The sequence below is a fragment of the Acidovorax sp. genome, assembly GCF_022763525.1.
Taxonomy (GTDB): Bacteria; Pseudomonadota; Gammaproteobacteria; order Burkholderiales; family Burkholderiaceae_C; genus Acidovorax.
Window position 1 is genome coordinate 1 of sequence record NZ_JALEGG010000040.1, and the last position, 17920, is coordinate 17920.

General features: G+C 66.0%; 17 protein-coding genes and 1 riboswitch. Of the genes, 13 read left to right on the plus strand and 4 right to left on the minus strand.

Translation table 11 applies throughout. The features are described 5' to 3' along the window. Positions 1-77: 77 nt before the first annotated feature. Positions 78-800: a fumarate/nitrate reduction transcriptional regulator Fnr gene (gene fnr, locus MRY84_RS02910; RefSeq protein WP_291504259.1), complete on the minus strand. Its 723-nt coding sequence runs from the start codon at positions 798-800 to the stop codon at positions 78-80. A 183-nt stretch (positions 801-983) separates the two neighbouring features. Here fnr and hemN point away from each other — a divergent pair, with 183 nt between their 5' ends. The 4 genes from hemN to MRY84_RS02930 all read left to right on the plus strand — a co-directional run bounded on the left by hemN (position 984) and on the right by MRY84_RS02930 (position 7073). Next, the gene (gene hemN / locus MRY84_RS02915) at positions 984-2366 is read left to right on the plus strand and encodes an oxygen-independent coproporphyrinogen III oxidase (RefSeq protein WP_291504260.1); all 1383 of its coding nucleotides are present in this window, start codon (positions 984-986) and stop codon (positions 2364-2366) included. A gap of 4 nt (positions 2367-2370) precedes the next feature. Beyond that, positions 2371-3111, plus strand: coding sequence for a sulfite exporter TauE/SafE family protein (locus MRY84_RS02920; protein ID WP_291504261.1), 741 nt, complete (start codon positions 2371-2373; stop codon positions 3109-3111). Between the two features lie 219 nt (positions 3112-3330). Further along, the gene (locus tag MRY84_RS02925; RefSeq protein WP_291504262.1) at positions 3331-4620 is read left to right on the plus strand and encodes an HD-GYP domain-containing protein; all 1290 of its coding nucleotides are present in this window, start codon (positions 3331-3333) and stop codon (positions 4618-4620) included. After that, on the plus strand, positions 4617-7073 hold the full coding sequence (locus MRY84_RS02930) for a bifunctional diguanylate cyclase/phosphodiesterase (RefSeq protein ID WP_291504263.1): 2457 nt from the start codon (positions 4617-4619) through the stop codon (positions 7071-7073). The genes MRY84_RS02925 and MRY84_RS02930 overlap by 4 nt, the downstream gene beginning before the upstream one ends. 45 nt (positions 7074-7118) lie before the next feature. Here MRY84_RS02930 and MRY84_RS02935 read toward each other — a convergent pair whose 3' ends face one another. The 3 genes from MRY84_RS02935 to MRY84_RS02945 all read right to left on the minus strand — a co-directional run bounded on the left by MRY84_RS02935 (position 7119) and on the right by MRY84_RS02945 (position 8930). Continuing rightward, on the minus strand, positions 7119-7934 hold the full coding sequence (locus MRY84_RS02935) for a sulfite exporter TauE/SafE family protein (RefSeq protein WP_291504264.1): 816 nt from the start codon (positions 7932-7934) through the stop codon (positions 7119-7121). Positions 7935-8358: 424 nt separating this feature from the next. Next, positions 8359-8706: a cell division protein ZapA gene (locus MRY84_RS02940; RefSeq protein WP_291504265.1), complete on the minus strand. Its 348-nt coding sequence runs from the start codon at positions 8704-8706 to the stop codon at positions 8359-8361. Continuing rightward, a complete protein-coding gene (locus MRY84_RS02945) occupies positions 8703-8930 on the minus strand; it encodes a DUF904 domain-containing protein (protein WP_291504266.1) in 228 nt (75 codons plus the stop codon). Before MRY84_RS02945 ends, MRY84_RS02940 begins: the two co-directional genes overlap by 4 nt. Before the next feature lie 36 nt (positions 8931-8966). Further along, a riboswitch (cobalamin riboswitch) is annotated at positions 8967-9204 on the plus strand. An 80-nt stretch (positions 9205-9284) separates the two neighbouring features. Between MRY84_RS02945 and MRY84_RS02950 the strand changes: the two genes are divergently transcribed. The 9 genes from MRY84_RS02950 to MRY84_RS02990 form a co-directional block, all read left to right on the plus strand. Next, positions 9285-11168, plus strand: coding sequence for a TonB-dependent receptor (locus MRY84_RS02950; protein WP_291504267.1), 1884 nt, complete (start codon positions 9285-9287; stop codon positions 11166-11168). Positions 11169-11214: 46 nt separating this feature from the next. Beyond that, positions 11215-12585 carry a cobyrinate a,c-diamide synthase gene (locus MRY84_RS02955; RefSeq protein ID WP_291504268.1) on the plus strand — a complete coding sequence of 457 codons (1371 nt, stop codon included), beginning with the start codon at positions 11215-11217 and terminating at the stop codon, positions 12583-12585. After that, positions 12582-13184 carry a bifunctional adenosylcobinamide kinase/adenosylcobinamide-phosphate guanylyltransferase gene (locus MRY84_RS02960; protein WP_291504269.1) on the plus strand — a complete coding sequence of 201 codons (603 nt, stop codon included), beginning with the start codon at positions 12582-12584 and terminating at the stop codon, positions 13182-13184. The genes MRY84_RS02955 and MRY84_RS02960 overlap by 4 nt, the downstream gene beginning before the upstream one ends. Next, positions 13184-14086 (plus strand): helical backbone metal receptor, encoded by a 903-nt coding sequence (locus MRY84_RS02965; RefSeq protein WP_291504270.1) that lies wholly within the window; start codon positions 13184-13186, stop codon positions 14084-14086. Before MRY84_RS02960 ends, MRY84_RS02965 begins: the two co-directional genes overlap by 1 nt. Next, on the plus strand, positions 14083-15117 hold the full coding sequence (locus MRY84_RS02970) for an iron ABC transporter permease (RefSeq protein ID WP_291504271.1): 1035 nt from the start codon (positions 14083-14085) through the stop codon (positions 15115-15117). The genes MRY84_RS02965 and MRY84_RS02970 overlap by 4 nt, the downstream gene beginning before the upstream one ends. Then, on the plus strand, positions 15114-15908 hold the full coding sequence (locus tag MRY84_RS02975) for an ABC transporter ATP-binding protein (protein ID WP_291504272.1): 795 nt from the start codon (positions 15114-15116) through the stop codon (positions 15906-15908). Before MRY84_RS02970 ends, MRY84_RS02975 begins: the two co-directional genes overlap by 4 nt. A 41-nt stretch (positions 15909-15949) precedes the next feature. Then, complete coding sequence (locus MRY84_RS02980) at positions 15950-16417, plus strand: hypothetical protein (protein WP_054256728.1); 468 nt, start codon at positions 15950-15952, stop codon at positions 16415-16417. Next, complete coding sequence (locus tag MRY84_RS02985; RefSeq protein ID WP_291504273.1) at positions 16414-16803, plus strand: DUF2149 domain-containing protein; 390 nt, start codon at positions 16414-16416, stop codon at positions 16801-16803. The genes MRY84_RS02980 and MRY84_RS02985 overlap by 4 nt, the downstream gene beginning before the upstream one ends. Then, positions 16800-17920: cobaltochelatase subunit CobN (locus MRY84_RS02990; RefSeq protein WP_291504274.1), on the plus strand; the 1121-nt coding region annotated here is incomplete at its 3' end. The genes MRY84_RS02985 and MRY84_RS02990, both read left to right, overlap by 4 nt.

A 17920-nucleotide genomic window follows, 5' to 3' on the forward strand; every position in this document is an offset into this window, starting at 1 on the left:
GTGCCAGCTGAGCAGCGATTTCGGCAAGCGAGGAGGGCACCCCTTGTGCTGGGCCGGCGCGTTCGCGGCCCCATGAGTCAGTGGCAGGCTTGCTGGCTGTTCACGATGCGCTTGAGGGCATCCGTGTCCAAGATCCGGACGTGGCGCTGCTTGACCTCGACAATGCCCTCTTCGACAAACTTGGAGAAAGTGCGGCTCACCGTCTCGAGCTTGAGTCCCAGGTAGCTGCCGATTTCCTCGCGGGTCATGCGCAGCACCAGCTCCGATTGCGAGAAGCCCCGCGCATGCAGGCGCTGCACTAGGTTGAGCAGGAAGGCCGCCAAACGTTCCTCTGCCCGCATGCTGCCCAGCAGCAGCATGACGCCATGTTCCCGGACGATCTCCCGGCTCATGATCTTGTGCACGTGGTGCTGAAGTGCGGTGACCTCGCGCGAGAGTTCCTCAATGCGGTCAAAAGGCATGACACAGACTTCGGCATCTTCCAGCGCCACGGCGTCGCAGGTATGGTGGTCGTTCACGATGCCATCCAGCCCGATGATCTCGCCTGCCATCTGAAAGCCCGTCACCTGGTCACGCCCGTCTTCGGTGGCCACGCAGGTCTTGAAAAAACCTGTGCGAATCGCATAGAGGGAGGTGAAGGATTCGCCATTGCGGAACAACGTCGCCCCACGCTTGACCTTGCGGCGAACGGCAACGACATCGTCGATACGCTGGAGTTGTTCATCGCTCAATCCAACAGGCATGCACAGCTCGCGCAGGTTGCAGTTGGAGCAGGCGACTTTGATGGTGAGCGGGTTCATAGACACGTGTGCAGGTAAGTTTTTGAGCATATCGCCCCCGGTGCGATGAGACGAACCGGTGAGCGGGAAGCCGGCTGACATGCATCAAATTGTCGCCGTTCGGTCCATGGCATTAATTGACTCACGTCAAGGACTTACGATGCAGCTTACGGCACAGTCAAAGGGTACGCAAGGAATTTGCCCATGACTGCTGTCTCTTCTGAACTTCTGCGCCGCTTTGACGTGCCAGGACCCCGCTACACGTCTTATCCGACAGCTGATCGCTTTGTCGAAGCCTTTGGGCAGGACGACTATGCACTGGCGCTGGAGCAGCGTAGGTTGGGCTCGATGACAAAGGCCCTGCCGCTGTCCTTGTACGTTCACATCCCGTTCTGTGAATCGTTATGCTACTACTGCGCGTGCAACAAGATCATTACCAAACACCATGATCGGGCAGAGGTTTATCTACGCTACCTGAGCCGGGAAATCGACCTCCATACTGCGCACTGCGGCACGGGACAGGTGGTAAGCCAGTTGCACTTGGGCGGTGGCACGCCAACCTTTCTTTCAGACGACGGGTTGCGTGAACTCATGGCCATGCTGCAGCGCAGCTTCTCCCTCGCGCCCGGCGGTGAGTATTCCATTGAAGTGGACCCACGAACCGTCAATGCCGATCGCCTGGCCGTGCTGGCGGAGCTCGGATTCAATCGGTTGAGCTTCGGTGTGCAGGACTTTGACCCGGAGGTTCAGAAAGCCGTCCACCGCGTGCAGCCCGCAGAGCAGGTGTTCTCGCTAGTGGAGTCCGCCCGCGCGCTGGGCTTCGAGTCCATCAATGTCGACCTGATCTACGGCTTGCCGCGTCAGACGCCCGAATCGTTCGACCGTACGCTGGCGCAGGTGGTGCAGTTGCGGCCTGACCGTATCGCCCTCTATGCCTATGCTCACTTGCCTGAGCGCTTCAAGCCCCAGCGGCGCATCATCTCTGCCGAGCTGCCGTCGGCCGCCGGCAAGGTGTCGATGCTCTCGCGCTCTCTGGATGCCTTTCTGGAGGCAGGCTACGTCTATGTGGGCATGGACCATTTTGCGTTGCCCGAGGACGCGTTGGCCGTGGCCAAGCGCCAAGGCCGCCTGCATCGCAACTTTCAGGGATACAGCACCCAGCCGGACTGCGATCTGATTGGGCTGGGTGTGTCCGCTATTGGCAGGGTCGGGGCCACCTATAGCCAGAACGCCAAAACGCTGGATGATTACTACGACCTGCTCAACCAGGGGCGCCTGCCCGTGGTGCGTGGCTTGGCCCTGACGCGCGACGATCTCGTGCGGCGCGCCGTCATCATGGCGCTGATGTGCCAGGGCGAGCTGCTTTTTGAGCCGATGGAACAGGCATGGCTGATCGATTTCCGGAAGTATTTCGCCGCGGAGCTGGAGCAGCTGGAAGACATGGCCGAGCAGGGGTTGGTCACGATCTCCGAAGACGGCGTGGTGGTGACTGCGATGGGGTGGTTCTTCGTGCGAGGCATTGCGATGGTCTTTGACCGCTATCTGCAGGCGGATCGCAATCGTGCCCGTTTTTCGCGCATCATCTGATCCCATGCTTGCCGCGGTTGCCTCGACTGCCTTGCTGATGGGACTCGTGGGAGGGTCCCACTGCCTGGCCATGTGCTCAGCACCGTGCGGGGCGCTGGTGGGCCAGCCGGGCAAGGAAGAGCAGGGCGGCGGCTCGCGCGCCGATGGCAGCGTGCATGCGGTCCGGTGGATGCCCCGTGGTGGCGCAATCCGGCGTGGGCTGGCGTTTCACCTGGGGCGCTTGGCTGGGTACTCGGCGGCGGGCGCATTGGCTGCATTTGCCATGGACAGCCTCGCATGGCTGACACAACAGACCGTGGCTCTGCGGCCCGCTTGGACCCTGACGCATGTCGCCGTAATGGCATGGGGGCTGATGATGATGGTCCAGGCACGGCAACCGCAATGGGTCGAATCGGCGGGCCGCTCGATATGGGGGCGGGTGCAGCCTCTCGTGCGCGCACCGGGCGGGGTCCTGGCCGCAGGGTTTCTTTGGGCGCTCATGCCCTGCGGATTGCTGTATTCCGCTTTGCTGGTGGCGGCGTTGAGCGGCGGACCCTTCGAGGGTGCCGTGTCGATGGGGTTGTTTGGTCTGGGAAGCGGTGTCTGGTTGGTGGGCGGACCTTGGATCTGGGGGCGTCTGAAAGCGCGGCTCAATGCCTCGAAAACGGATTGGGGAACTCGTGTCTCCGGGGCCCTGCTATGTGCGATTGGTGGCTGGGCGCTTTGGATGGATTTGATCTACAAACCCTCCTTGTGGTGCCGATAGAACGTTATAGCGTCGTTCGGTAGAGAAGCTGCTTTTCGCCAAGGCCGGGCGGCCTGTCCGGGCGCGGAATTGCAGTGACGCGCGTCACTGCGATTGTTGCAAAGGGCCCCTGAAGACAGCAGTGTCTCCGCACCACCGTTGCATTACTTGCATTGCAACGCGCGATAATGCGTGTAACCATTGGTGGCTTGAGCGTCGCCATGTTTCAAGCGCCGTGACGTGAACTCATCCCTCCTTATCAACATCAGCCAACTGCGCGTGGGCATGTACATCCAGCTGGACATTGGCTGGATGCACCATCCGTTTCCGGTCAGCAGTTTCCGGATCGCTTCAGCGGAGCAGATCGAGACGTTGCGCGGCTTGGGGTTGGCCGAAGTAAGGTACTTTCCCAAGAAAAGCGACCCCGAGTTTCAGGAGCCGTCGGCGGATGTCCCCGCGGCAACGGTCGAAACGGAGCCTGCTCCATCGGAACCGGCGGCTGCGGCGAGCGTCGATGCCGAGACGCTTCGCAGGCGTGAGTTGCTGGAAGCTCAGAATCTTGCTCTGGCGGCGTGCGACCAGCGGTTTAGCGCTGCTACCAGAAAATACCAAACCCTGGAACGGCAGGTGTCTGACCAACCGGATGAGGCTCGGATCTGCGGGGAGGCGCTTGTTGCTGGGTGTGTGTCAGAACTCCTGGAAAACGGCGATTCCGTCATCCGCCTGCTGTCCGAAGGGGTAGGGGAGCGCAACGGCTTGCATCCGGTCAACGTGCTGGTCATCTCGTTGCTGCTGGGGCGCGCCTTGGGGATGACGAGCGACGAATTGCACGAGGTCGGGATTGCGGCGCTGCTCCACGATCTGGGCAAGCTCAAGCTGCCTCCCAACCTGCGCCAGCCCACAGCCTCCATGATCCCGATGGAGCGAACGCGATACGAGTCCCACGTAGGCGAGTCGGTAACGCTGGCGAAGCGCATGGGCCTGGCAGAACCTGTGCTCAAGGCCATTGCCCAGCACCATGAGATGTGCGATGGCAGTGGCTTTCCGCTGCGCCTGAGCGGTGGCGAACTGTCCCGCGCAAGTCAGGTGCTTGCCCTGGTCAACCGTTACGACCGCATGTGCAATCCCGCCAACGGCGTGGATGCACTCACCCCCCACGAGGCTTTGTCTGTCCTGTTCGCGCAACTCAAGTCGCGGTTTGACTCCGTGGTGCTGGGCGCTTTCATTCGCATGATGGGGGTGTATCCCCCCGGATCCATCGTCCAGCTGGTGAATGACCGCTATGCCATCGTCGCCTCGGTCAACTCTTCGCGCCCGTTGCGGCCCAAGGTCATCGTGCACGACTCCCGGGTCCCGAAAGAAGAGGCACCCATCCTGGATCTGGAAACGGTGCCAGAGCTGGGCATTCGGCGAAGCCTCAAGCCCTCCCAATTGCCTCGGGATGCCCTCGACTATCTTTCCCCGCGCCAGCGCATCTGCTATTTCTTCGAGCGCGCGGTCAGCGGCGGGCACGACGAGGGCGACTTGTGACCGTTGCACAGCCCCACGGCTGGTTGGACGGTTTGCAGGAAGCCGTCTGGCTGGTCGATGAGGCTAGCTTAACCATCCTTCACGCCAACGCCGCAGCCGAGCGGCTGTCGGGGTTTCCGCTGGCTGCGATGGTGGGCAACTCCGTGCTCAGCCTGGCTGCGACACCACAAGACCAGGCTTTCTGGGCCGAACCGGCCGACGTGATTGCCAACGGCATTCATTCCCACACCCGCTTGCTGCGGGCGGATGGGGCCTTGCTCGCAGTCGACCGGAAGGTGACGCGGGTGCGACAGGAGGGGGCAGCCGCCACAGCCAGCGAGACCGCATTCATGGTCACCATGCTGGACTGCAGTGCCCAAGAGGCTACGGAACGCGAGCTGGAAAAGCTGCTGTCCGAGTTGCGGGCCACCCTGGATTCGGTCGCGGACGGGATGCTGGTGTGCGATCTCGATGGCCACGTTCGGGCCTTCAACCAGCGGCTGGCGCAGCTATGGAACATGCCGCGTGATCTGTTGGTGCAACGCGACGACGCAGCGGTGTATGCGCACATGGCCGCGCAGGTGGAGGACGCCCGCGCATTTTCAGAGCGCCTCGCGGCCATCGCACAGGAGCCGGCCCAGGAAAGCGCAGACATCGTGGTTTTGCGCAACGGCACCGTGTTGGAATTGCGGACCGTGCCGCAGTTCAGCCGGGGATATCCCGTCGGGCGGGTGTATTCCTATCGGGATATCACCCGGCAGACGGAGATACAGGCGAGCCTGCGCTTGGCAGCCAGGGTTTTCGAATCGAGCCTGGACGCCATTTTCATTGCCGACAGCCAACATCGCATTCTGCGAATGAATCCCGGTTGCGAGCGCCTGGTGGGGCCATCTGCACATTCCTTTGAGGGGCGGGCTGCCGCCTCGTTGTTTGGCGGCACCTCGGATGTGAGCTTCATGGACCAGGTGCTCAAGGGCTGGGCGGGTGACGGTTTCTGGGAGGGCGAGCTGTGGCTACCCCGGGACAGTGGCGCCTACTGCGCCGTGCAGCTGTCCTGGGTGGCACTGCGGGACGATGAAGGCCGGCTTGTGCAGAGCATCGGATTCATGCGCGACCTCACGCTGCAGCATGCAGCCCAGAAGCGCATTGAGGAGCTCGCCTACAGCGACGTGCTGACCGGTCTGCCGAATCGCCTTCTGCTGACCCAGCGCGTGGAGACAGCTATCCAGGGCGCTCGACAGAGCGATACCGGCTTCGCGGTCCTGTTTCTGGATCTCGACCGCTTCAAGATCATCAACGATTCACTGGGCCATCCGTTTGGCGATCGCGTCCTGCAGTTGGTGGCCGAACGCTTGCAGACCTGCCTGCGCCAGACGGACATGCTGTGCAGGCTGGGTGGAGATGAGTTCGTGATTTACCTGCATGGCGGGGATGCCACGGTGGCTGAAAGCGTGGCGCGCCGCATTCTGGATGACATGCTCAAGCCCTTCATGCTGGACGACATGGGTTTTTCGATCCAGTGCAGTATCGGCATGGCGCTGTACCCGCAAGACGGGGCCACCCTGGATGATCTGATCAAGCAGGCAGACACCGCCATGTACCGGGTCAAGGAACGGGGGCGGGGCAGTTACGGCTTTTATCAGCCGCAGATGAACGCCAACCTTTTGTCCCGCATGCAGATGGAGCATGCCATGCGGCAGGCACTCGGGAAGGGGTGCATGGCGGTGCACTACCAGCCTCAGGTCAACATGGTCACGGGCCGCGTTGCGGGGGCCGAGGCTTTGATACGCTGGACCGATCCTGAACTGGGCGCGGTGTCGCCTGGGCAGTTCATTCCGTTGGCAGAAGAGTCGGGCTACATCGTGACGCTGGGAGCCTGGGTGATGGAGCAGGCGGTGCGCGAGGCTGCCGGCTGGATGCATGGCGGCACGCCATTGGTGATTTCCGTCAACGTCTCAGCGCTGGAGTTTCGCCAGCCCGATTTTGTGGACAGGATAACCCGCTTGCTCGCGGTGCATCAGTTGCCGCCCACGCTGCTGGAGCTTGAACTGACCGAGAGTATCCTGCTGCAGGATGCGCAAGAGATGGAGCAGCGTCTGCGCGTGCTCGCGGGGCTGGGAATCAGCCTGGCGATCGATGATTTCGGGACGGGGTATTCCAGCCTGGCCTACCTCAAGAAGCTACCGATCCACAAGCTCAAGATCGATCAGTCGTTCGTGCGCGGCCTGCCCGACGATGATGGCGACCGAGCCATCGTGAGCGCCATTGTGAGCATGGGCCGTGCGCTGCGCATCGAAGTCGTGGCGGAAGGGGTGGAAACGGAAACCCAGCAGGCGGTACTGCAGCAGCTGGAGTGCGACCACTACCAGGGTTTCCTTTGCGCGCCGGGGCTTCCGGCCGAGGGATTCCGCGCGTTCCTGTCCAAGCCGCTGCCGCTCAAGGCACAAGGCCGGCGCGACCCCATCCGGGGGTGATGCAGCTGCGTGAGTGCAATGCAGCCCCCGCTCGCGAGGCTGGGTTCAGAACGCGGCGATTCCCTTCCACAGCATGTAGGCGGCCAGCCCGAACAGGAGGGACGCGAACACCCGCTTGAGCTGTTTGACTGGCAGGCTGTGGGCCGCCTTGGCGCCCAGTGGAGCCGTGAGCACGCTGCAGGTGGCAATCACCGCCAATGCTGGCAGCCACACGTAGCCCAGCGAGGCGGAGGGTAGCCCGACAACGCCCTGGCCGCCGATCACATAGCCCACCACGTTGGCCAAGGCGATCGGAAAACCCAGTGCGGCGCTGGTTGCCACGGCGTTGTGGATCGGCACATTGCACCAGGTCATGAACGGCACGCTCACAAAGCCGCCGCCCGCGCCCACCAGGCCCGACAGGAAACCGATCACTCCCCCAGCGGCCACCTGCCCAGTGCCGCCAGGCATTTGCCTTGACGGCACGGGCTTCTTGTCCAGGAACATCTGGGTGGCCGAGAAGCTCACGAACAGCGCGAAGAAGATGGCCAGAAACGAGCCTTTCAGGAGCGCAAACACCCCCAGGCTGGCGGTGAATCCACCCAGCACGATTCCCAGAGCAAGCCGTTTCACGATCTCCCACCGGACCGCGCCCCGCTGATGGTGCGCGCGTACGCTGGAGATCGATGTGAACATGATGGTGGCCATCGACGTGGCGATCGCCATTTTCACGGCCAGGTCGGGGGGCACTTGGCGGGCACCCAGGATGTAGGTCATGAACGGCACCAGCAGCATGCCGCCGCCAATGCCCAGCAGGCCTGCCAGGAAGCCCGTGGCCAGGCCGAGTACACCAAGTTCAATGATCAGAATCGGGTCGAGCATGCGTCAGAAGAGGTGCAGCGCCGGGCCACGATGCACGGCTGCCATTCGATGGCTGGGGGAGTTTGCCCGCCGCCCGGCACAGGGTGGGGGCGGGTAGAAGAAGGTGTCTGCGAATGCCACTGAACCGTCATCCTGAACCGGGGGTTCAGGTGGGCGAGGGCAGCCTGGCGTTGGGTTCATCTGACGCGAGATGATCACGCTCACCGGACGATGTACCAAGCCCGAGCTCATTGAGCATTGGTTCAAGGAAATATAAAGCCCAGCAGCTTCGCAGACCCATTCATTGTAGGCGCTGGCGACGGGCGTTGCAGCGCCACTGCCGTGTAAAGCCGCGTAAGTGAATACGGCAATTCAAGAGAGCCGTGGGAGCGGCTTGGCCGTAGCCCCGCGGTCGCGGCGCCGGTCGGGTCGAGGTGCTCCAGGATCAGAGCAGGCGGCCGTCGTCGCCCAGCGCTTGATCCAGGCGCTGCACCAGCTGGCGAAGCCGTTGTTGGTCATCGTCTGGCAAAAGGGATTCCTGCCGGGCTGCGGGAGCAGCCGCAGCGGGGGCCGGGGCCGCGAGCGCAGCGGCTTCGCGGTCGGCGATTTCAAACGCCAGGTTCAAGGCGGCCAGAACGGCGATGCGCTCGCGCGCACGGACCTTGCCCGCATCGCGAATGCGGGTCATGGCGGTGTCCACCCGCTCCACGGCTTCCAGCAGCCTGCTTTCATGGCCTTCGGGGCAGGACAGCAAATAGCTTTGCTGCAGGATGTGCACCTCGATTTGCTTCATTCGGCGTCTTTCGTGGCGGCCGGGGCGGCGGCGGGCAGGCGTTCGAGCAGGGCATCGACGCGCGCGCGCGCTGCGCTCAGGCGTGATTTGAGGGAATCACGTTCCTGCGTCAGGGCGGCCACTTGATCGGCCAGCAGCGCATTGGTCCGTTGCAACTCCGCATGGCGCAGCAGCAGGCGCTCCACGCGTTCGGCGATCTGGTCGGTGGTGGACAGTGTGGCCATACAGCCAGCGATTGTAGGGTTGCGGGGTGTAAACAGCCGTAAAATCCCGCCGTTGGTGCTCGCGGTGTGGTTCGCATGCCGCAGTTCAACGGGAAGCAGGGAGGTGCAGCCAAGCATGGCGCATCCAGCCTGCGCTGCCCCCGCAACGGTCAGCGGACGAGTTCTTCGACTCTCTCTCCATCCACACGCCACTGAGCGCCTTGAACAAGCGCCTGGGAAGGCATTGGGGGGTGTTCCGCCAGCCCGGATACCGGCCAATACGGTGGCTGCGTGCGCCCGCTCAGGTACCACGCAGCCGTTTCACCCACATGCTGGCGGGAGGCCGGCTCGGGTTGTTTGTTGACCTTGATTTCCATGAAAATTCGTACCCTTCATGCGTGCCTCGCGGCAGCGCCGCGCGTGTCTGCCCATCGCATGGCGCTGGTGACCCTGGCTGTTGGCAGTGCTTGCGGCGCCCTGGCCCAGGGCGCCCCCGCCACTGGCGAGCTGCTGGCGCAGAACCTGCGCGCGCCCTCGCTCGCGGAAACGGTGGTGGCCGCCACGCGCACGCCACAGCCCCTGGCCGATCTGGTGGCCGATGTCTCGATCGTGGACCGCGAGACCATTGAAAACAGTGGCGCCACCGGCCTGGCGGATTTGCTGGTACGCCTGCCGGGCGTGGAGTTCTCGCGCAATGGCGGGCCGGGCACCACCACCGGGGTGTTCCTGCGGGGCGCGGAGTCCCGCTTCACGGCGGTGTACATCGACGGGGTGCGCATCGATTCACAATCCACCGGCGGCGCGCCGTGGGAGAGCATTCCCCTGGGTCTCATCGACCGCATCGAAGTGCTGCGCGGCCCGGCCGGTGCCGTGTACGGCTCGGATGCCATGGGCGGCGTGGTGCAGATTTTCACCAAGCGCGGCGAGAACGGCGTGGCGCCCTATGTGGGCGTGGGAATCGGCAACCATGACACCACCAAGGTGGAGGCCGGCATCAGCGGTGCCACTGCCACCGTGGACTACGCGCTGGGCCTGGTGCGCGACGACAGCAAAGGCTTCAATGCCCGCACGCTGCCCACCCAGAACCCCGACCGCGACGGCTACCGCAACACGGCGGGGCATGCCCGCGTTGGCCTGCAGGTCGATGCGGCGCACCGGCTGGAAGGCACGCTGATGGTCAATCATTCCAACAGCGGCTATGACAGCGGGCTGGGCAAGGACGACCGCAATCTGCACACCATGCATGCCCTGGGCTTCAACTGGATCGCCCAGTGGAGCAGCGCCTACAAGACGCGCCTGTCGATCACCGACTCCCGCGATGAATACGAAACCCGCCCCTCGCCCTACCTGAGCGACACGCGCCTGCGCGGCTACTACTTCCACAACGAATGGCGCCAGGGCGCGCACCTGGTCACCGCCGCGCTGGAGCGCCGCGAAGACCGTCTCGAAAACGCTCCCATCGATGCCAAGCGTTCGCAAGACGCGCTGGCCCTGGGCTACGGCTACAACGCTGCGGGCCACACCGTGCAGCTCAACCTGCGCCACGACTCGGACAGCGAGTTTGGCGGCAAGGGCACCGGCAGCGTGGCCTACGGCTACGCCATCACACCGCAGTGGCGCGCCACGGCCTCGGTGGGCACGGCCTTCCGCGCGCCCACGCTGTACCACCGTTTTAGCGAATACGGCGTGGCCACCCTGCGTCCCGAAAGCAGTCGCAATGCCGAAGTGGCGCTGCGCTATGCCCAAGGCGGCAGCACCTTCTCGGCCACGCTGTTCCGCAACCGCGTGAGCAACCTGATCTCGTTCTCCGGCCCGGGCACCTGCCTGTCGGACTTTGGCTGCTACGCCAACACGGCCCGCGCTGAATACAAGGGTGTGACCTTTGCGGGCTCGCACCGCATGGGCGATGTGCAGTTGCATGGCTCCATCGACCTGCAGCGGCCACGTGACCTGGACACCGGCAAGCAGCTCGCGCGCCGCGCCAAGCAGCACGCCACCTTCGGCGCCGACACGCGCCTGGCAGGCTGGACCGTGGGCGCCGAAGTGCAGGCATCCGGCCGCCGCTTCGACACCGTGGCCAACACCAATGTGCTGGGCGGCTATGCGCTGGTCAACCTGTATGCCAGCACCCGCATTGCGCGCGACTACACGCTGCTGGCCCGCGTCGACAACCTGGCCGACAAGGACTACCAACTGGCCCGCACCTACGCCACCGCAGGCCGCACGGTGTACGTCGGCGTGAAGTGGGCGCCGCAGTGAGTCCACAGCACGCCAGGCTGGCAGACAGGGGAAGAGGAGAAGCGAAATGGTGCAGCCTGCCCGTAGCCCGGCGATCCTGATCGCCGCCCCGGCTTCGGGCCAGGGCAAGACCACCGTCACCGCCGCCCTGGCGCGCTTGCATGCGCGCCAGGGGCGGCGCGTGCGGGTCTTCAAGTGCGGGCCGGACTTTCTGGACCCGCACTGGCACCAGCTCGCCAGCGGTGCGCCCGTGCACCAGCTCGACCTGTGGATGAACGGCGAGACCGACTGCGCACAGCGCCTGCATGACGCTGCACGCGAGTCGGACCTGATCCTCATCGAAGGCGTGATGGGCCTGTTTGACGGCAGTCCCAGCGCGGCCGACTTGGCCCGGCACTTTGGGGTGCCGGTGCTGGCGGTGGTCGATGCCTCGGCCATGGCGGGAACGTTTGGCGCGCTGGCCTATGGCCTGCGCCACTACCGGCCGGGCCTGCCCTGGGCGGGGGTGCTGGCCAACCGCGTAGGCAGCGCGCGCCATGCCGACATGTTGCGTGACGGCTTGCACGATGCCGACGACTGGATGGGCGCACTGATGCGGGTGCAGGCCACAGGCAAGGCGCCCACTGCAGCCAAAGCCGCTGCCGCACTGCTGCCGGAGCGTCACCTGGGCCTGGTGGCCGCCCACGAGCTGGACGACAGCCTGCAGCGGCTGGATGCTGCCGCCGACGCACTGGCGGCCACGCCGCTCGGCCAGATGACCCTGAACGACCTGCAGTGCTGGGCCGTGGACTTCCCGGCGCTCTCCTCGGCTCCTTCCGTACCGCCGCTGTTGGCAGGCCGCACGGTGGCCGTGGGGCGGGATCCAGCGTTCTGCTTTGTCTATGCTGCCAACCTGCAATGTTTGGAACAGATGGGCGCGCGCCTGGTGTTCTTCTCGCCCCTGCACGATGCTGCATTGCCCAGTTGCGACGCAGTCTGGCTGCCCGGAGGCTACCCCGAGCTGCACACCACGCAGATCGCCGCCAACACCGGCATGCAGACCAGCCTGCGCGCCCATGTGGATGCAGGCCGACCCTTGTGGGCCGAGTGCGGCGGCATGATGGCGCTGTTCGAGTCCATCACCCTGGCCGACGGCAGCACGGCTCCGCTGTGGGGGCTGCTGCCCGGCCGCGTGACGATGCAAAAGCGCCTGGCGGCGCTGGGCCCGCAGCAACTGGCCGTGGCCGGGCACACCCTGCGCGGCCACACCTTCCACTATTCGACCAGCGACAGCAGCGCCTCTGTGGTGGCCCGCACGGCGCGCCCGAACGAGGCGGTTGCGCCGGATGCGGGCGAGGCGCTGTACCGGCAGGGCAGCATCCATGCCAGCTACTTCCATGCGTGGTTCCCGTCCAGTCCAGAGGCCGTAGCCCACTTGCTGGGTAGCAAAAACGCATGACGCCCGATTTGCATTCCATCACCACCGAACTCATCCTGGGCGGCCAGAAAAGCGGCAAGTCGCGCCGCGCCGAACTATTGGCGTGCGACTGGCTGGCGCAAGCAGCCGACCATCGCGCGGTGCTCATCGCCACGGGCCAAGCCTGGGACGATGAGATGCGCGAACGCATTGCGCGCCACCAGCGCGACCGCGCCGAACGTGTGCCTGGCCTGCAGACCGTGGAGGAGCCGCGCGACGTGGCCGCTGTCGTGGCGTTGCACAGCACCCCACAAACCCTGCTGGTGGTGGACTGCCTCACCCTGTGGCTCACGCACTGGACCATGCCCGTGGGCGTGGAAGCCATGAGTTTTGAACAAAAACAGGCTCTAGCGCTTGATTGGCAAGCGCAGGCAGCTATGTTTTTGGAAGCAGTTCGGAAGTCCCCCGGCCCCGTTGTTCTGGTGGGCAACGAAATTGGCCTGGGGGTCATCCCGATGGGGCGTGAAGTGCGCGCCTTTGTGGATGCGCTGGGCACTCTCAACCAGCAGGTGGCCCAGGTGTGCCCCCGCGTGACGCTCATGGCGGCTGGGCTGCCGCTTACCTTGAAAGATCCTCGCTGATGAAACCCACCCCAGTGCGCCGCATCCTTTGGGTGATCGCGATCGTGATTGCGCTGGGCCTGCTCATGGCCGGCTTGGCGCGTGCGCAGCCCGTGCACATCAAGGACGACAAGGGCCGCGAGATCTCGTTGCCACGCCCGCCGCAGCGCATCGTGAGCCTGCTGCCCTCGTTGACCGAAAGCGTGTGCGAGCTGGAGCAATGCCACCGGCTCGTGGGGGTGGACCGCTATTCCAACTGGCCGGAAGCCGTGGTCGGCAGACTGCCCAAGGTGGGCGGCGGGCTGGATCCGAGCATCGAGGCCATCGTGGCGCTCAAGCCCGAGGTGGTGCTCATGTCCGTTAGCTCCCGCGCCAGCGACCGGCTGGAGGCGCTGGGCCTCACGGTGGTGCAACTGGAGCCCAAGACGCATGCCGATGTGCGCCGCGTGCTGGGCACCGTGAGCGACCTGTTGGGCGTGCCTCGTGCGCAGGGGGCCGACCGCCTCTGGCGCGTGATCGACGCCGGCGTGCTCGCGGCGGCCCAGTCCCTGCCGCCCAAGGCCAAGAATGCACGCGTGTACTTCGAGGTGAGCCGGGGGCCCTATGCGGCGGGCGAGGCCTCGTTCATTGGCGAATCGCTCACCCGCCTGGGCGTGCGCAACGTGGTGCCCGCATCGCTGGGCCCGTTTCCGCGCCTGAACCCCGAGTTCGTGGTGCGCGCCAACCCCGACATCATCATGATCGGCAACCGCAGCATGCAGGCCATGGTGCCGTACCCCGGCTGGGCGACCATGCGCGCAATCCGCGAGAACCGGCTGTGCGTGTTCGGTCCGGGTGATTCGGATGTGGTGGTGCGGCCTGGCCCCCGCATGGCCGAGGCGGCCCGCATCATGGCGCGCTGCCTGGTGGACAAGGCCCCATGACCCACGTTCCCATGGACTTGCCCACCGGTTCTGCCAGCCGCCGCGCTGTGTGGTGTGCCGCCTGGCTGCTGCTGGCCAGCGCCGTGCTGACCCTGTGTGGCGCCAGCGTGGGCAGCACGGGTTTTGACAGCGTGCTGCGCATGCACGGCGACCCCGTGGCCTGGCAGATCGTGTGGGACATCCGCTTGCCGCGCACGCTGGGCGCCTGGCTGGCGGGTGCGTTGCTGGGCCTGTCGGGCGCGGTGGCGCAGGGGCTGTTCCGCAACCCGCTGGCCGACCCGTACCTGCTGGGAAGCGCCTCGGGCGCGGCACTGGGCGGGGCGGTGGCGATGGCGCTGTTCGGCGTGTCGCCGGTGGCAGCGCAGTGGATGGCCCGCATCGGCATCACGGGCATGGCATTTCTGGGGGCGGCGGGGGCGGTGGTGCTCACGCTGATCCTTGCGCGCGGCGTGCAGCACACGCTGCGCCTGCTGCTGGCGGGCGTGATCGTCGGCGTGGTGCTGGGCGCTATGCGCGACCTGGTGGAACTGGCCTCGCCCGACATCCTGCAGGCCATGCAGGCCTTCATTCTGGGCAGCACGGCTTTTGTGGGGTGGATGGCCTGCGTGCTGATGGCGGTGGCCTGGGGGCTGTGCTCGGTGGTGGCCTGGATGCTGGCGCGTGCTCTGGATGGACTCACGCTGGGCGAGGCCACGGCCGCCAGCCTGGGCCTGCCGCTGTTGCCCATGCGCGCCGGTCTGGTGGCCGCCATGGCGTTGGCCACGGGGGCGGCGGTGGCGCAGACGGGGCTCATCGCCTTTGTGGGGCTGGCGGCGCCGCACCTGGTGCGCTCCATCGTGCGCGTGACACACGAGCGGCACATCGTGCTGTCCAGCCTCATGGGCGCCGTGCTGCTGATGGCGGCCGACATCCTGGCGCGCTGGCTGCTGGCGCCGCAGGAGTTGCCTGTGGGGGTGCTCACGGCGGCGCTGGGCGGCACCTACCTGCTGTGGCTCATGCATCGGCGCACGGCGCAAGGCAGTTCGCTATGAATTCGATAGCTATAAAGGCATGCCAGATAGGCGCAAGCATCGGAAATCGCTTGATATTGCAGGGCATCGACCTGCAATTGCCCGCCGGGCGCTGGACCAGCATCGTCGGCCCCAACGGTGCGGGCAAGTCCACCTTGCTCAAGGTGCTGGCGGGCCTGCTGCCGCACGCAGCCGTGCAGGGCGAAGTGCAATTGCTGGGCCGCCCGCTGGCGCAGATCCCCGCGCGCGAACGCGCCCGCCAGTTGGCCTGGCTGGGACAGAACGAAGGCTCGGCCGACGACCTCACCAGCTATGACGTGGCCATGCTGGGCCGTCTGCCGCACCAGCCCTGGCTGGCCCCGCCAAGTGCTGCCGACCATGCCGCCGTGGAGCAGGCGCTGCGCACCACGCAGGCCTGGGACTGGCGCCACCGCCCGCTGTCGCAACTGTCGGGTGGCGAGCGCCAGCGCGTGCTGCTGGCCCGCGCCCTGGCCGTGCAGGCCCAGGTGCTGCTGATGGACGAGCCCCTGGCCAACCTCGACCCGCCGCACCAGACCGACTGGCTGCACACCATGCGCGCGCTGGTCGATGCGGGCGGCACGGTGGTCAGCGTGCTGCACGAGGTGTCGCTTGCGCTACAGGCCGACGACATGGTGGTGATGGCGGCTGGGCGTGTGCTGCATCAAGGCGCGTGCGATGCACCCGCCACGCACGCGGCGCTGGAGAGTGTGTTTGACCACCGCATCCACGTGCGGCATCTGGATGGCATGTGGATGGCGTTGCCATCGCTGCAGCGCCGGAACAGACCATGAACCAGCCAATGAAACAACACATGGATTGAGGGAGTTGAAACATGAACATTGAATCGGGTTTTGCGCAGGTCGCGCAGTCGCTGCTGTGGCCGGTGCTGGTGTTGGTGGGGCTTGCGTTTGTCTACGCGCTGTGGACAGGCGGCGCCACGCTGATGGAAGCCTGGCAGCGCTGGCGCCAGCCCCAGTACCGCTCGCTGCGCGTGGCGCCGGGCCTGTCGATGGAAGAGCTGGAGCTGCAGCTGGTGCGCCAGGTGGAGCCTGTTCGCCTGCTCAGCCGCCTGTCGCCCATGCTGGGGCTGATCGCCACGATGATCCCGCTCGGCCCTGCGCTGCAGAGCGTGGCGGCGGGTAACGGCCAACAGGCGCTGGCGGTGTTCAGCGGCGCCTTTGCGGGCGTGGTGCTGGCGCTGGCGGCTGCGTCGGTGGGCCTGGTGGTGTACTCGGTGCGCCGCCGCTGGCTGCTGGCCGAACTGCTGGTGGTGCGCAAGGAGCGCGGGGTGGCGCAATGACGCTGAAGCACCTGAGCGTCCTGGCTGAGGACGACGACGATCCGATGCTGTCTGCCGTGAACCTGGTGGACGTGTTCCTGGTGCTGGTGGTGGCACTGCTCACGGCCGTGGCCGTGCAAAGCCAGACGAGTGCCAATGAAAGCGTGACCATCATCCGCAATGCGGGCCAGCCCGACATGGAAGTGGTGGTGCGCGAGCAGGGCAAGGAAGTGCGCTTCAAGGGCGCGGGCAGCGCAGCGCAAGGGCAGGGCGTGCGCGCAGGCGTGGCCTACAAGCTGGAAGACGGCAATATCGTCTACATCCCTGAAACGGGCGCTGCACCCGCCAATGCCTCGGCCGGTGGCGCGGGTGGCGCTGCAGCCACGCCAGCACCCGCCAAGCCATGAAGACGCTGATCCTGCGCGCGGCACTGTGGTGCCTGCTGCTGGCTGCGCCGCTGGTGCATGCCGTCCAGGCTGAGAAAGCCTTGACAGCGGGCGGCGCCGATAAAACAGCGCCGGTGCTGCTCTGGCTCACGTCCGACATCACCACCGCCCCACGCACGGCCATGGTGCAGCGTCTGGCCTCCGAGGCGGGTCTGGGCTTTGTGCACATCGACTACCCGTTGGGTGGCCCAGCGGTGCTGGACGCGGCACAGGCCCAGAAGCTGGAGCGCGCGCTGGCGGGCGCTGCGCTGGTGTGGGTGGATGCGCCACATGCCAGCGTGGAGGCACGCTTGCGCCGCATGGCGGGGGCGCAGCTCGATGCGCGTGCGGTGCGCACCCCTGGCCGCGTGGTCTGGGTGCCTGCGGGCACCCCCGCCGCTGACCTGACCGCGCTCGATGCGTCCGGCCACATGGTGGCCTACCTGCAGGCCGGCGGCCCGCGCAACCTGAAGAACGCCATCGCCCTGGCGCGCGCCACGGTGGCGGGTGTTGCGATGCCGACTTTGCCCGCGCCCGACATCCTGCCCCCCCGGGGCATCTACCACCCCGACGCGCCCCGCCTGCTGCCCAACGCCGCCGCGCTGGAGGCCTGGCGCCAGGGCCAGCCCGCGCTGCGCAGCCTGCCCGCCGTGGCCGTGCTGGTGCACCGCCACCACTTCATCGACGGCAGCACGGAGTGGCTCGATGCCTGGCTGCGCACCTTCCGCCAGCAGGGTCTGTTCGCTTATGCGGCCTTTGGTCAGCAGGTCACGGCGCAGACCCTGGCCGAGGTGCTGGAGCTGCCCCCCGAAAGCGGCGCCAGCCCGGGCCGCCTGCATGCCTCTGCCCTGGTGCTGCACCAGCTCGTGCCTCAGGCCGCCGCGCTGCAGCCCTTGCTGGCCCGCTGGGGCGTGCCCCTGCTGGGCACGCAGCCTTACCGCGCGGGCGATGCCTCCGCGTGGGAGGCCAGCGACACGGGCCTGTCGCTGTCCGATGTGCCGTTCTACCTGGCGCAGCCCGAAGCGGCCGGTGCCATCGACCCCATCCTGGTGGCAGCCCACGGCGCCGAGGGCCGGGACTTCCGCCTCATCGAACGACA

Bases quoted from the DNA above. Each gene is read 5' to 3' on its own strand.
- fnr (WP_291504259.1), bottom strand. From the start codon at position 800: ATGAACCCGCTCACCATCAAAGTCGCCTGCTCCAACTGCAACCTGCGC.
- hemN (WP_291504260.1), top strand. From the start codon at position 984: ATGACTGCTGTCTCTTCTGAACTTCTGCGCCGCTTTGACGTGCCAGGA.
- MRY84_RS02920 (WP_291504261.1), top strand. From the start codon at position 2,371: ATGCTTGCCGCGGTTGCCTCGACTGCCTTGCTGATGGGACTCGTGGGA.
- MRY84_RS02935 (WP_291504264.1), bottom strand. From the start codon at position 7,934: ATGCTCGACCCGATTCTGATCATTGAACTTGGTGTACTCGGCCTGGCC.
- MRY84_RS02940 (WP_291504265.1), bottom strand. From the start codon at position 8,706: ATGAAGCAAATCGAGGTGCACATCCTGCAGCAAAGCTATTTGCTGTCC.
- MRY84_RS02945 (WP_291504266.1), bottom strand. From the start codon at position 8,930: ATGGCCACACTGTCCACCACCGACCAGATCGCCGAACGCGTGGAGCGC.
- MRY84_RS02950 (WP_291504267.1), top strand. From the start codon at position 9,285: ATGAAAATTCGTACCCTTCATGCGTGCCTCGCGGCAGCGCCGCGCGTG.
- MRY84_RS02955 (WP_291504268.1), top strand. From the start codon at position 11,215: ATGGTGCAGCCTGCCCGTAGCCCGGCGATCCTGATCGCCGCCCCGGCT.
- MRY84_RS02960 (WP_291504269.1), top strand. From the start codon at position 12,582: ATGACGCCCGATTTGCATTCCATCACCACCGAACTCATCCTGGGCGGC.
- MRY84_RS02965 (WP_291504270.1), top strand. From the start codon at position 13,184: ATGAAACCCACCCCAGTGCGCCGCATCCTTTGGGTGATCGCGATCGTG.
- MRY84_RS02970 (WP_291504271.1), top strand. From the start codon at position 14,083: ATGACCCACGTTCCCATGGACTTGCCCACCGGTTCTGCCAGCCGCCGC.
- MRY84_RS02975 (WP_291504272.1), top strand. From the start codon at position 15,114: ATGAATTCGATAGCTATAAAGGCATGCCAGATAGGCGCAAGCATCGGA.
- MRY84_RS02980 (WP_054256728.1), top strand. From the start codon at position 15,950: ATGAACATTGAATCGGGTTTTGCGCAGGTCGCGCAGTCGCTGCTGTGG.
- MRY84_RS02985 (WP_291504273.1), top strand. From the start codon at position 16,414: ATGACGCTGAAGCACCTGAGCGTCCTGGCTGAGGACGACGACGATCCG.